Genomic DNA, 11,976 nt, shown 5'->3' with positions numbered 1-11,976 from the left:
AGAAGCACAGCAGTTTAGGCACAGATCATACGGCCTGAATGTAACTCCGCAGATCCTCTGCTTCACGCTCAACTTGAGCAATGCGGAACTTCACGATATCACCGATCGAGACCAGCCCGATGAGCTTTCCGTCTTCCACAACTGGCATATGACGGAACCGCCCATCAGTCATACGCGCCATAACACCGTTCACGGAATCGGTTTCGTTACAGACGGCAACTTCTTTAGTCATGTAGTCACTGACGGGTTGTGCAAGTGCATCAGTTCCTTCCATGGAAATTGCCTTAACCACATCACGCTCCGACACGATCCCAACAATCACACCCGGCTGATCACACAACACAATCGCACCTATGCGGCGGCCTCCAAGGCTTGCGCATATCTCGCTTAAACTACGTGTGCTCGGTTCCGTAAAAACGTCCCGCCCTTTGCCGTTCAATATGGCAGCAACTGTCATGGCGACCTCCTCGTTTGTTTATGTCATCCTTCTTTCTCAGAGAAAAAAGAGGAAGAGAACAAATCTAACCCTACGGCATCATGACACAAAAAAACAATGCTTGCCTAGCCACCAACTTAGGTGCTGTTAACATATGTAGTTAGCTAACTATTAAACGCTCCACTTCAACGCGGTTTAATCGGATCCAATAATGGGAATAGGATCAAGCCAGCGATAAATCCACCTACGTGAGCTTGCCAGGCAATACTAACGCCCTCACCCGCAATTGGCGCGGACCACATGCCAAATAGGAAGTTCAAGCCAAACCATACCAGAATAAAGGTAAGGACACGACGATCGCTCAACGCCTCCATCAAAGGGCGGGCAGGAATAGAATAGGCTGCATTATCATAGCGCCGAAACGAACTCATCGGACCACCAGCTTCAAAGATAAAGCGTAAGGAAGCTGCCATCTGCCCTGAAACTGCCGCCGATGCACCAATCACCGGGATACTCTGCCCCCAGTTTGTAGCAAGATGAGCCCCCGCGCCAGCAACAGCGCAAACAGCCGAGAGCAGCAGAAAACGGGTCGCACCAAAACGTCGTGCAACAGCACTCCCGAACACTGCCATCCAAAGCACATTGAAACCTACATGCTGCACGCTACCATGCAAAAATCCGTAGGTCAGAAAACTCCAGATCGCCGAAACGGTTTCTCCTGGCCAGGAATATTCAGCCATAAAACCACTAAGATATCGGACAGGCCAGAACGCAAATAAAAGCAGCGTCTGCAAATCCGCGTTGGGCGTCAACACATAGGCACGAACCAGATGTATCCCAATAAAGATCAGAGACAGTCCAACAACCACGGTTGGCAGATTGAACATCGGCTCCCGCGCTGGTCTCTGAAGGTTGGGGCCGTGAGGTGCCATATGGTCTTCATTGGATTGGTTCATTTTATTACAGATCCAAAATTATTGTCCCATTTTGAACTAAGACAACTTGGCACGCTTCGCAAGGCTTGCCGCAAAATGTAAGGATCAAATGAAAACAATAAACCGCCAGCACTCCCCCAAGCGCTGACGGTTTATCGGAGCTTCTCCCCGTTAGGCGTTTGATTTCCCGACTTTTTATCAGCACACGAAATGCTGAAAACCTAGGTTTACCGCCAACAATAGCTCAATTCTTAGGGCCTCAAGGGTTCAGGTGAGGCAACTGCAACCAAGATTATACAAGCCCCCCAACAGCACAACTTAAACTCTTTATTAAGGTTAATATTTTATTAAATTTTTATGATATTTCTAACTTGGCACGCTCCATGCTTATTCCCCACCATAGACCAGCGGATAGTTAAAGTTGTCCATAAAAAGGACACTGACCCCAATGGGAAAACCCAATAAGCGGACTGGGGAAGGCGGGAATATGAAACACGGTGCATCACGGATACTCTTCGAATACTGGGACGAAATTCGGGCTGAACGACCAGCTCCCGAACGTGGCGATATTCAACCTTCCGCAATCAAAAGTGTTTTGGGCGATACGTTTATTCTGGAACTGGCACAGCAGAACAATTTCAGGTTCCGTCTTGCAGGGACACGATTATGTTCCCTGTTCTGCCGTGAACTGAAAGGCCGCAGTTTCCTTGATGGCTGGGATGAGAAAGACCAGCAAGCCGTCACAGCCATGCTTTCTGCGATAACACAGGATGGCGCTGCAGCTGTGATCAGCTTCACGGGCACAACTGAAATGGGCCAGTCAGTAGATCTGGAGCTCCTGCTCCTTCCAATCCGTGTTCAGGGGGAAGGTTGTACGCGTATTCTTGGCTGTATGGCCCCGCTCAAGCGTCCATTCTGGCTCGGTGTTCAGGCGATTTCCAAGCAAAAAGTCAACAGCCTGAGGTTGATCTGGCCGGATGAAGACGCACCTCTCTTCAGTGACGAAAATGACTGCGTCCCACATTTTGGAACTCCAACGCATCGCGCTGTTAGTTCAATGGAACCAAGAGTTAGCCGTGGAAGTCACTTGCAACGGTCAGCAGTACCAAAGGCCGTCGAAATTCCAAACAGCCGACAGGTAGGACACCTTAGAGTTGTTGATGGGGGCAAAATATAAACCTGTACTCCGCACCACAGTTACCATTCTGTTAACCTTGTTTTCCTAGGGTGTGACCCAAGTTTCTACTAGTCAATAATCGCGTAGTCGGGATTCCTAGGAAAATGGCAGGGCGCACAGCGACCAACAGAATTGCTGCACTAGCAGCAAAAGCACCTGACAGACGCCGTTTTTCTCGCGTTGAAATCAACGTGCTGGGCCGTTTCATGCTGGAAAACCGACGTGAGTACCCTTGCCAGGTCGTCAACATGTCACCTGGTGGCGCCGCCTTTATCTCTCCGGTAATGGGCGAAGTTGGCGAGCGCGTGGTCGCTTATCTCGATCACATTGGTCGCGTTGAAGGAAAGATCGTCCGCGAGATCGATGGCGGCTTCGCGATGACGCTCAATGCCAGCGCACGCAAGCGCGATAAGCTGGCTTCTGTCCTGACTTGGCTGGCCAACAAAGACGAGCTTAATCTGCCAGAAGATCGCAGATTTGACCGCTTCACTCCAAAGAATCCGATTACGAAGATCATTTTGCCAGACGGCAGAGAATACGCCTGCCGCATTGTGGATGTCTCCCTCTCTGGCGCAGCACTCAAGACGGATGTACGTCCGGCACTTGGAACACCAATCACGCTTGGTAAGATGCGTGCGCGGATCGTTCGCCACTTTGAAGAAGGCGTCGCAGTCGAATTCGCCACCGTCCAGAATAAGGAACTGCTGGAGCACCATATCTCCAACGCTGAAAAGCGCTAAGCCAGCCAGACCGATTCCTGTCTTATCAACGGTTAAGCCTCAGCTTTTCGATAAATTTATAAAAAAATATTTGCAGTGAGAATTACATGCAGCTGACACAGCTTCACATGTCAACTCTCTAATTAACTGTAACTAAACCATAAAACTCTCGTTAGGTCTCATCAGAAACTCCAGTTTCCTGCGGAGTCTTAGCATAATTACAATTTGAATTAATATTGACTCTTATTTTCAGAAATATTGATTTAACTGATATTCAATCTTGATTTAAATACTGCTCAATTTTGATTAAATACTGACTTTAAAGATTATAACCAAATAAAAATGCGCGAAGGAAAGTAGAGCCTGCCATGATTGGAGGGCGCTACTTGTGTTTGAGTATAAGCTGTTCGCGAAAAGTGTTTTGGGGGTCGCATTGGGTGGACTAATCAGCCTGTCTCAAGCTCACGCTGAGCAAGTCCCAGGACGCTTTATGCCAATTATCGGACAAGCTACTGCCCCCGTTGGTCATATTGAGTTTTGTCAAAACTACCCGCAACAGTGTCGCTATGGTACCAACACGCCGTTGGTTGTCCGCTTGACCAAAGAGCGCTGGCAGGAATTGCTGGATGTAAACGCTTCAATCAACACACAAGTTCGCCCGCTAACAGACGAGCAACTGTTCGGAGTGCCTGAATACTGGACATACCCGCAGGGTGCTGGTGATTGCGAAGAGTACGTTCTGGAAAAACAGCGGCAACTCATTGCCTTGGGCTGGCCGCCAAGCTCCCTGCTCATAACGGTCGTGAAAGACCTGAGTAACGGCGGGCACGCTGTCTTAAGCGTGCGCACTGATCAGGGAGATCTCATTCTCGACAATCAGATCTCTTCAATCTTGCCTTGGTATTCAACCCCATACCGCTACGTGAAACGCCAGTCCGCTCGCCATGCTTCTGCTTGGTCTGCTATTTCGGATAAACGCGTCACCACCGTTGCAAGTATTCCAGAATAAAGCTGCTAAGGTCTTGGCAAACAACAAAGCCGCGGAAAATGCCGCGGCTTGTTTTGTTTTTCAAAAATCGTGATGGCTTCAGAGTTCAACCAGCTGCTCTTTAAAGCGCTGTGCATTCATCACGTAGCCATCTGCTGAGCGGATAAGCATGGCCTGTGCTTCATCATCCAACTCACGAACCACCTTCCCCGGCATTCCCACAACCAGAGAACCATCTGGAATAACCTTGCCTTCAGGAACCAGTGCATTTGCACCTATAATACAGCCCTTACCAATCTTAGCACCGTTCAGGATTGTCGCGCCCATTCCAATAAGCGAGCCCTCCCCCACAGTGCATCCATGCAAAATTGCCTTGTGGCCAACCGTGCAGTTTGCGCCAACAACCAGCGGATACCCCAAATCTGTATGAAGAACCGATCCGTCCTGAATGTTGGAACGTGCACCAATATGGATAAGCTCATTGTCGCCACGCAAAACAGCGCCAAACCAAATATTCGCTTCTTCATCCAGCTGCACATGCCCAATCAGACTTGCACATGGCGCGACCCAGTAGTTTCCATTTTCAGGAACATTAGGGCTTCTGTCTCCAAGCTTATAAAAAGGCACAAGGTTCTCCTAGATTGCACAAATCAAATCCCGCGCAATCTAGCATATGGCTTGCTCAAAGTGCCAAGAGAAAACTCAAAACAAACGTACCGGAAAGAATACTCCACATAGCGGTGAGCCCTCCTGCGGCGGCCAGCATCTTTGGGCTAAATGACTCCCGGTAATAACCCTGGATCGCATTGCGCATAAATATAAAAGGACCAGCAACAAGCCATAACCCGACGACAATAAGCCAGGACAACGGCCCTTTCATCTCAGCAAAAAATCGCGGTGGCTCCCCAGTCACCAAGTGATAGAAGCTACCCAGAATTCCCGCGGTCACAAAACCAGAAGCCGCTATAAACGCGGCCAACAACAAATCGCCCAGCATGCACTTCCCCCATTCTCAGCTGGCTCAATCCAGCTCAAACGCGTTACTGTGCAGTTGAAAGCAATTCCTATGCCGCGTGCTATCCTCGAGTTAACCTCCTGTTAATATTTACATATGAAATCCGCATAGGAAATTCAGGCAGGCGAACAAACTCCATCCCGTTTCAATTCAGGACGCCCACAGCCTTCAAGAGTCTCATTTTGATGCAAAAAGGGCCCCAAAACGGAGCCCTTCAAATCAATCAGATTTTGCGTGAAGCCTTAGAGGCCTTCCACGTCAATATCAAGGATAGCCATCTGGAAGTTCCAGCTCAGTTCGCCATCTTCCTCGTCGCGGAAGATAACGCCAAGAAACTCATCCTTGATATATACTTCTGCGGAATCATCTTTACGAGGACGCGCACGCACTTCAAGTTCTGGCGACTTGAAAGTATTGCGCATGTAGGTTTGCACCTTACGAATTTCATCAGGCTTCACAGCCGTCTCCTTACCAATTTCACTTCAAACTTGGGGCACAAACTATACAAGTTTATCGTCCTGCCAACCCTAGGAAACTAGCTTATCCTTGTTTGTTTTGCGAGGAAAGTCCTTGACCTTGACCGATCATTTGATCCATGGCACGAGCCGGCTGGTCGCAACCAGCTTCACCCACAACCTTGGCAGGAACACCCGCCACAGTCGTGCACGGATCAACGTCTTTAAGAACCACAGATCCTGCTGCAACACGTGAGCAATGGCCAATTTCCAGATTGCCTAGAACTTTGGCACCTGCACCAATCAGCACGCCCTGACGGATCTTCGGATGACGGTCGCCAGAGACCTTGCCCGTACCACCAAGTGTCACACCTTGCAGAATAGAGACATCATCTTCAATCACAGCAGTTCCGCCAACCACAATGCCGGTACCATGGTCAAAGAAAACACCCCGCCCGATTGGAACCTGAGGATGAATATCCATCTGGAACACTTCAGAGCAACGGCTTTGCAGGTAAAGCGCGAAATCCTCTCGCCCCTGCTTCCACAACCAGTTGGCTAACCGGTGTGTCTGCAGCGCATGGAACCCTTTGAAATAAAGCAAAGGTTCCAGGAATCGGTCACAGGCAGGATCACGATCAAAAACAGCACCCAAATCAACACGGAAGGCCTGAACAATATCAGGAGCCTGATCCAGAACATCCAGATAAGTCTGGCGGATAAGAGAAGAAGAGACAACCACATGGCCTAACCGGTCAGCCACACGATGCACAATCGCTTCCTCTAGAGAAGAGTGGTTCAGCACCGTCTCGTAAACAAAAGACGCAAGTGCTGGCTCAGAGCTGGCCATCGCCTGGGCTTCGGCTTTCACGCGATCCCAAACAGGATCATGCGATGCGAACTCCTTGGGGCTACTTGAAGAAAATTGCACCATGAAAGAGCGTTCCTTTATGGATAGGACCTATTCAACCTTACATAGGTGCAGACTGTCTCGATCCAAGCCCCACCCACTCACTATGAATTATCCGCCTATAGTACATCACGCAGTATTGCCATTAGAGAAAGCGCGTACCAAACCTGCATTGGCAATTAGAAAGTGAACCTACATTTCTTTCAAAAATCAGAAACCGGTTCTAATTTTAAGCTGCCGCTTGGTACTCTTTTAAAAATGGCATGATCGCAGCAGTGAAAATATCATTCACATCGCCTGCCACCATATGACCAGCTTCTTTCACATCTGTGAATTGTGCATGGGGAACCAATGCGAGAAATTCATCTACATGGCTCTGTTTCACAAGCTCTGATGCCGCTCCACGAACAAGCATACTCGGCACTTTGAGATTAGCCGCTGCCTCCAACAGCTCACTCTGTACCTTGTCTTTCATATCAGCACGATCAGCGTGATGCGTGATAAAGCGAGGGTCCCAGTGCCAGCGATAGCGCCCATCATCCCGTAAACGCAGGTTTTTCGAAAGGCCGTCCAATGTCTTGGGCCGCTTTCGATGCGGAAGATAAGAGGCAATCATGTCCGCCGCTTCTTCCACACTGCCAAACCCGTCCTCAACCTTTTCAGCCATAAACGACAGGATCTTGCTCACCCCGCCTTCATCTAGGCGCGGGGTCACGTCAACCAGAATAACGCCAGCCAGAACGCCAGGACGCAAAGCCCCCTCAGCCAGAATAGACGCAAGACCACCTAATGAGGCACCGATCGCAATTGGCTTGAAACCGGTTTCCTCATAGATTTGCGCGGCAGCTGCAGCAACATCTGCACCGAAGTCAGAAAAGAAGTACTTCTCCCCTTCAACCCACGCACTGTCACCGTGTCCACGCATATCAAGACAGAACGCCTGCATACCTGCATTGGCGATCATCTCAGCAGTCTTGCCCCACGAATGTCTCGTCTGCCCGCCACCATGCATCATCATCACCGGCTGGCCTTTTGAGCCGAACCGGTCTGCAACAATGCGGTTGCCGTCGGCTCCGATAAATTCGTGGGTGCCTCTATTCATGAAAATTGCTCCAAAAACTCTAATGTGCCTTTTTTGAAAATCTTGTCGCCAACAGCGGTCATATGGTCCCGGTTGGTAATCTCCAGATAACTGGCATTCGGCATAAGGTCAGCAAGCGCCTTTGGATCACCGGCCACGTCATCGTTTGTACCAACAGCAACAAGTGTCGGCGCCGTAATCTTAGATACCATATCCTCAGAAATAGGCTTCCGGGCTGACTGCATACACGCTGCCAGCGCACGCCGGTCTGATTTGGTCTGCTCGGCAAAGGCTCTGAAGGCACGACCCGTCCGGTCTTTCACATCAGAGATCTTGTCAGCCAACAACCCTTCAATGATTGGCTCAGGATTACCAACACCAGAAATCAACCCATACCCCATCCCGCCAAGCGACAGCGAGCGCACCCGGTCCGGTGCTTGCAGCGCACAAAACGCAGAAATGCGGGTGCCCATGGAATAGCCAAGCAAGTCCGCCTTATCGATATAGAGATGATCCAGCAGTTTCAGCGCATCTTCGGCCATAACCGGAGCGCCATAATCCTCTGCATTGTAGTACTTGTAGCTTTCACCATGACCACGATTATCAATCGCAATCACACGGCGGCCATCCTTCACCAACAAATCAACCCAGCCGGGATACACCCAGTTGACGAACTTGTTGGATGCGAATCCGTGGATCAGCAGGATCGGGTCGCCCTCTCCTTCATCAAGATAAGCGATAGGGTGATCATTATTATTGAATATTGGCATATTACCTAACGTTTACGTAAAGGAAAACTATGGGGTCATGGGAGGGTAAATGTAAGGGTGGAGAAAGAAAAGACCAAAGAACTATCAATTTGGACTAGTCCATCAACTATTCACAGAGGCTGAGACAACACCAGTTCCGCGGTAAAACCTCGGTCCTAGGTGAAAAAACGCAGTACAGTTGTGGACCGCATCGATCTCAAGGCAATCAATCAGCGAGAAAAACTGTCTTTTTAACCAGAACCAATTTAATGTCGGCGGCAAATTTTTGTTCCATGGAGCTTGGCGAAAAAATGGCCGGTAAAGTCGTACCCCACTTTCACAACACCAATGGCGTTGACGCCATTAAAATCGGCACCAAAGAATTTATGTGCATTGGCGCACGCCCCCCACAGGACCACCCACACGTCTTCCTCGACATGGGTGCTGATGACAACATAATCTGCCCATACTGCTCAACGCTTTACCACTACGATGCTGCACTCGGTTCTGCAGAATCTAATCCGGCTGACTGCGCCTGGGCACCTGATGCGGCCTAACAACCGCGTCATCTGATCGATAAAACGAATAAACCGTAATCTCATTGCTTTGCCTGATCCCAATAACCTCAGGCAAAGCACGGCAGGCAAGCTGCGTAATGATACCAAAAAATATTGCTATCGCAGGAGCCGGGATCGCCGGACTTACAGCTGCGTTATACCTTGCCCGTAAGGGCCACAGTGTTTTCCTGTTCGACGCTGCCCCAGAGCTTTCCGAAGTCGGCGCGGGAATTCAGCTATCTCCCAATGCAATGAGATGTTTGCAGGCTCTTGGCTTAGGCCCTGCACTCATGTCCAGAGCCGTCTCTCCTGCCAGCGTCAATATACGCTCCGGTCAGGATGGCTCACAACTTGCCACCGTTCCGCTTGGTCGCATTGCTGAAGACCGCTATGGCGCGCCATACTATGTGATCCACCGGGCAGATCTGCAACAGCTGTTACTGGAAGCTGTCCAGAACACACCGGAAGTCACTCTGCGGCTGGATACCAAGGTAGAATCCGCCGAAATCAACGGTGACACTGTCACGCTCAAGGGAGCGGCTTTCTCAGAAGCTCTTGCAGGTATACCGGATCAGTTTGACTTGCTCATCGGCGCCGACGGTGTCCGTTCAAGCATCCGCCAGACCACATTGGGTGGCGCACCAGCCAAACACACCGGTTTCGTAGCCTACAGAGCAACAGCAAAGCCGCCCTTCAATCTGGAACCTCTCCTGAGCACCTCGGGCCTGTGGCTCGCTCGTGACGCCCATCTGGTTCAGTATCCAGTAAAGAATGGCAAGCTGCTCAACATCGTCGCCATCACGAGGGAAGACTGGGAAGAAGACAGCTGGTCCCAACCGGTTGGCAGTGATCATGTCCGCAAGCACTTTCGCAACTGGGCTCCAGAGGCCTTGCGTCTGGTCTACCTGCCGGAAACATGGACCCGATGGTCATTGTGCGAGGTCGACACCCGCCCTGCATGGACCCAGGGCCCTGTGACACTTATCGGCGACGCCGCCCACGCGATCCTGCCATTTTCAGCTCAAGGCGCTGCAATGGCAATCGAAGATGCTGCAGTCCTGTCCAAAATGGTCGACAAACACGGCGCAACACCGCAGGCCCTGCAAGCCTATGAGACTGCCCGCCGTCCACGCATTGAGAAAATGAGCAAGCTCGTTAAGTGGAATGACTGGGTCTACCATATGGGCTTCCCTCTTCGTATTGCACGAGATCTCGTCATGCGCTCCAACACCCCAAGTCAGCTTCTTGATCGGTTTAACTGGATCTATGAATGGACGCCGGAAGACCATACCGACTAAAAACTGATACATGTTCCCGAAAAGTGGGTCCGGTTTTCGGGTAAAAATGCGCATAAAAATAAGCAGCTATAGCTTGGCGCGTGAATGCAGATGAACGCGGCACGCTCTGGCTGTTAAAGCCACCCATATTTCAGGAATACAGAAAGCCATGACCAATAAGATCATCACAGCGGGATATGTCGTTATTGGCGATGAAATCCTGTCTGGCCGCACCAAAGATAAAAACATCGGCTTTCTGGCAAGCTATCTCACGGATATCGGCATCGACCTGTCTGAAGTGCGTGTCGTGCCTGACGTAGAAGATAAGATCGTCGAAGCCGTCAACGCTCTACGCGCAGAATACACCTACGTGTTCACATCCGGCGGGATCGGCCCGACACACGATGACATCACAGCAGATGCCATCGCGAAAGCTTTCGGTGTCTCAATTGATCTGGACCCACGCGCTTACAAGCTTCTGGAAGATCACTACGGCGCTGAGAACTTTACCCCTGCCCGCAAGCGCATGGCCCGCCTGCCTGATGGCGCCGACCTGATTGAAAACAAGGTGTCCATCGCACCCGGCTTCAGAATGGAAAACGTGCACGTCATGGCAGGTGTACCGGCCATCATGCAATCCATGGTCGATGCCATCGCACCAACACTGGAAACCAGTCAAAAGATGCTTTCTGTGACTATTGAGGCCTCTCTTCCTGAGAGTCGCATTGCCACAGACCTAGGGGAAATCCAGAAAAACTTCCCCGAAACCTCAATTGGCTCCTATCCGCAGTCAAAAGATGGAGTATTTTCCACACAGGTTGTTGTGCGATCTAGGTCAAATGATGTACTGGAACAGGCCAGTGAAGCCGTCCGAGCAGCCGTAGAAGCTGCAAAGACAAAATTTCTTTGAAAGAAGACACATGGATAATCAGCAGCAATCCAAAGCATTCCCGGTCTCTTGGGACCAATTCCACCGCGATTGCCGTGCCCTCTCTTGGCGCCTCGCCGACAAAGGCGAATTTACAGCGATTGTAGCCATCACACGTGGTGGCCTTGTTCCAGCTGGCATTATTGCGCGCGAATTGGGTGTTCGCACCATCGAAACAGTTTGCATTGCATCTTACCACGACTACGACGATCAGGGTGAGTTGAAGGTCATCAAGCCAATCGACCCGAAAGTGGTCGGCTCTGAAGGTGGTGAAGGCATTCTCATCATCGACGATCTGGTCGACACCGGTAAGACTGCAAAAGTTGTTCGCGAAATGCTGCCAAAAGCACACTTTGCAACCGTCTACGCCAAGCCAATGGGTCGCGATCTGGCTGATACCATTGTGACTGAAGTTTCTCAGGATACCTGGGTGTACTTCCCATGGGATCTGGGCATGCAGTTCCAGCCGCCAATCTCTAAAGATACCGCAGGCTAATCAGCCCACCGGAATTCTGCATAAGAGTTTCAAAAGCCTCGACCTCACCGCCGGGGCTTTTTCCGTTCATAAGCCGGTAATGATCCAACCTTCACGAATGCATTTTGGCAGCACGAGACGAAGCGATGAATAACATCGGACTAGCGGCTATCTTAGACAAACTTATCCCCCTTGCTCAAATGTGCCCCCATACTAACTTCATGCCCACGTGACGGGCAGCTGGCGGACCGTCCGTCAGCGTGTCGTGGGCTGG

Annotated in this window: 15 protein-coding genes; 7 read left to right on the top strand and 8 right to left on the bottom strand. The window is 50.5% G+C overall.

Features of this window, described 5'->3' with window-relative positions:
* Positions 1-25 precede the first annotated feature (25 nt).
* Both PsW64_RS14510 and PsW64_RS14505 read right to left on the bottom strand, forming a co-directional pair.
* The gene (locus PsW64_RS14510; protein WP_057462523.1) at positions 26-457 is read right to left on the bottom strand and encodes a CBS domain-containing protein; all 432 of its coding nucleotides are present in this window, start codon (positions 455-457) and stop codon (positions 26-28) included.
* Between the two features lie 164 nt (positions 458-621).
* Positions 622-1,392 carry a rhomboid family intramembrane serine protease gene (locus PsW64_RS14505; RefSeq protein WP_063289532.1) on the bottom strand — a complete coding sequence of 257 codons (771 nt, stop codon included), beginning with the start codon at positions 1,390-1,392 and terminating at the stop codon, positions 622-624.
* Between the two features lie 466 nt (positions 1,393-1,858).
* On the opposite strand from PsW64_RS14505, the gene PsW64_RS14500 reads away from it, so the two are divergent.
* The 3 genes from PsW64_RS14500 to PsW64_RS14490 all read left to right on the top strand — a co-directional run bounded on the left by PsW64_RS14500 (position 1,859) and on the right by PsW64_RS14490 (position 4,276).
* The gene (locus PsW64_RS14500; protein WP_057462525.1) at positions 1,859-2,548 is read left to right on the top strand and encodes a PAS domain-containing protein; all 690 of its coding nucleotides are present in this window, start codon (positions 1,859-1,861) and stop codon (positions 2,546-2,548) included.
* A 104-nt stretch (positions 2,549-2,652) separates the two neighbouring features.
* A complete protein-coding gene (locus tag PsW64_RS14495) occupies positions 2,653-3,288 on the top strand; it encodes a PilZ domain-containing protein (protein WP_057462526.1) in 636 nt (211 codons plus the stop codon).
* 367 nt (positions 3,289-3,655) lie between these two features.
* The gene (locus tag PsW64_RS14490) at positions 3,656-4,276 is read left to right on the top strand and encodes a transglutaminase-like cysteine peptidase (RefSeq protein WP_063300844.1); all 621 of its coding nucleotides are present in this window, start codon (positions 3,656-3,658) and stop codon (positions 4,274-4,276) included.
* Positions 4,277-4,354: 78 nt separating this feature from the next.
* On the opposite strand, the gene PsW64_RS14485 is transcribed toward PsW64_RS14490, so the two are convergent.
* The 6 genes from PsW64_RS14485 to PsW64_RS14460 all read right to left on the bottom strand — a co-directional run bounded on the left by PsW64_RS14485 (position 4,355) and on the right by PsW64_RS14460 (position 8,486).
* Positions 4,355-4,882 carry a gamma carbonic anhydrase family protein gene (locus PsW64_RS14485; RefSeq protein ID WP_063289533.1) on the bottom strand — a complete coding sequence of 176 codons (528 nt, stop codon included), beginning with the start codon at positions 4,880-4,882 and terminating at the stop codon, positions 4,355-4,357.
* A gap of 55 nt (positions 4,883-4,937) precedes the next feature.
* Positions 4,938-5,252: a DUF6949 family protein gene (locus tag PsW64_RS14480; protein ID WP_063289534.1), complete on the bottom strand. Its 315-nt coding sequence runs from the start codon at positions 5,250-5,252 to the stop codon at positions 4,938-4,940.
* A gap of 260 nt (positions 5,253-5,512) precedes the next feature.
* Positions 5,513-5,728: a DUF3126 family protein gene (locus PsW64_RS14475; protein WP_063289535.1), complete on the bottom strand. Its 216-nt coding sequence runs from the start codon at positions 5,726-5,728 to the stop codon at positions 5,513-5,515.
* A gap of 82 nt (positions 5,729-5,810) precedes the next feature.
* Entirely contained in the window at positions 5,811-6,659 is an 849-nt protein-coding gene (gene cysE, locus PsW64_RS14470) for a serine O-acetyltransferase (RefSeq protein WP_063289536.1), read from the bottom strand.
* Between the two features lie 205 nt (positions 6,660-6,864).
* The gene (locus PsW64_RS14465; RefSeq protein ID WP_063289537.1) at positions 6,865-7,737 is read right to left on the bottom strand and encodes an alpha/beta fold hydrolase; all 873 of its coding nucleotides are present in this window, start codon (positions 7,735-7,737) and stop codon (positions 6,865-6,867) included.
* A complete protein-coding gene (locus tag PsW64_RS14460) occupies positions 7,734-8,486 on the bottom strand; it encodes an alpha/beta fold hydrolase (RefSeq protein WP_063297991.1) in 753 nt (250 codons plus the stop codon). The genes PsW64_RS14465 and PsW64_RS14460 overlap by 4 nt, the downstream gene beginning before the upstream one ends.
* Before the next feature lie 290 nt (positions 8,487-8,776).
* Here PsW64_RS14460 and PsW64_RS14455 point away from each other — a divergent pair, with 290 nt between their 5' ends.
* The 4 genes from PsW64_RS14455 to gpt all read left to right on the top strand — a co-directional run bounded on the left by PsW64_RS14455 (position 8,777) and on the right by gpt (position 11,723).
* Positions 8,777-9,022 (top strand): zinc-finger domain-containing protein, encoded by a 246-nt coding sequence (locus tag PsW64_RS14455; protein ID WP_063304152.1) that lies wholly within the window; start codon positions 8,777-8,779, stop codon positions 9,020-9,022.
* 98 nt (positions 9,023-9,120) lie between these two features.
* Positions 9,121-10,320, top strand: a complete 1,200-nt coding sequence (locus PsW64_RS14450; protein ID WP_063304063.1) for an FAD-dependent oxidoreductase — start codon at positions 9,121-9,123, stop codon at positions 10,318-10,320.
* 148 nt (positions 10,321-10,468) lie between these two features.
* On the top strand, positions 10,469-11,209 hold the full coding sequence (locus PsW64_RS14445; protein WP_063304062.1) for a competence/damage-inducible protein A: 741 nt from the start codon (positions 10,469-10,471) through the stop codon (positions 11,207-11,209).
* A gap of 10 nt (positions 11,210-11,219) precedes the next feature.
* The gene (gpt, locus tag PsW64_RS14440) at positions 11,220-11,723 is read left to right on the top strand and encodes a xanthine phosphoribosyltransferase (protein ID WP_057462537.1); all 504 of its coding nucleotides are present in this window, start codon (positions 11,220-11,222) and stop codon (positions 11,721-11,723) included.
* Positions 11,724-11,976 lie beyond the last annotated feature (253 nt).

The sequence above is a fragment of the Pseudovibrio sp. W64 genome (assembly GCF_001623145.1).
Classification (GTDB): domain Bacteria; phylum Pseudomonadota; class Alphaproteobacteria; order Rhizobiales; family Stappiaceae; genus Pseudovibrio.
Note: the sequence above shows the minus strand (reverse complement) of the source record. Positions and strands in the feature narration are given on the sequence as shown.

What these genes read in the sequence shown, in the direction of transcription:
- PsW64_RS14510 (WP_057462523.1), bottom strand. Translation starts at nt 457, where the DNA reads ATGACAGTTGCTGCCATATTGAACGGCAAAGGGCGGGACGTTTTTACG.
- PsW64_RS14505 (WP_063289532.1), bottom strand. Translation starts at nt 1,392, where the DNA reads ATGAACCAATCCAATGAAGACCATATGGCACCTCACGGCCCCAACCTT.
- PsW64_RS14500 (WP_057462525.1), top strand. Translation starts at nt 1,859, where the DNA reads ATGAAACACGGTGCATCACGGATACTCTTCGAATACTGGGACGAAATT.
- PsW64_RS14495 (WP_057462526.1), top strand. Translation starts at nt 2,653, where the DNA reads ATGGCAGGGCGCACAGCGACCAACAGAATTGCTGCACTAGCAGCAAAA.
- PsW64_RS14480 (WP_063289534.1), bottom strand. Translation starts at nt 5,252, where the DNA reads ATGCTGGGCGATTTGTTGTTGGCCGCGTTTATAGCGGCTTCTGGTTTT.
- cysE (WP_063289536.1), bottom strand. Translation starts at nt 6,659, where the DNA reads ATGGTGCAATTTTCTTCAAGTAGCCCCAAGGAGTTCGCATCGCATGAT.
- PsW64_RS14465 (WP_063289537.1), bottom strand. Translation starts at nt 7,737, where the DNA reads ATGAATAGAGGCACCCACGAATTTATCGGAGCCGACGGCAACCGCATT.
- PsW64_RS14460 (WP_063297991.1), bottom strand. Translation starts at nt 8,486, where the DNA reads ATGCCAATATTCAATAATAATGATCACCCTATCGCTTATCTTGATGAA.
- PsW64_RS14455 (WP_063304152.1), top strand. Translation starts at nt 8,777, where the DNA reads ATGGCCGGTAAAGTCGTACCCCACTTTCACAACACCAATGGCGTTGAC.
- PsW64_RS14450 (WP_063304063.1), top strand. Translation starts at nt 9,121, where the DNA reads ATGATACCAAAAAATATTGCTATCGCAGGAGCCGGGATCGCCGGACTT.
- PsW64_RS14445 (WP_063304062.1), top strand. Translation starts at nt 10,469, where the DNA reads ATGACCAATAAGATCATCACAGCGGGATATGTCGTTATTGGCGATGAA.
- gpt (WP_057462537.1), top strand. Translation starts at nt 11,220, where the DNA reads ATGGATAATCAGCAGCAATCCAAAGCATTCCCGGTCTCTTGGGACCAA.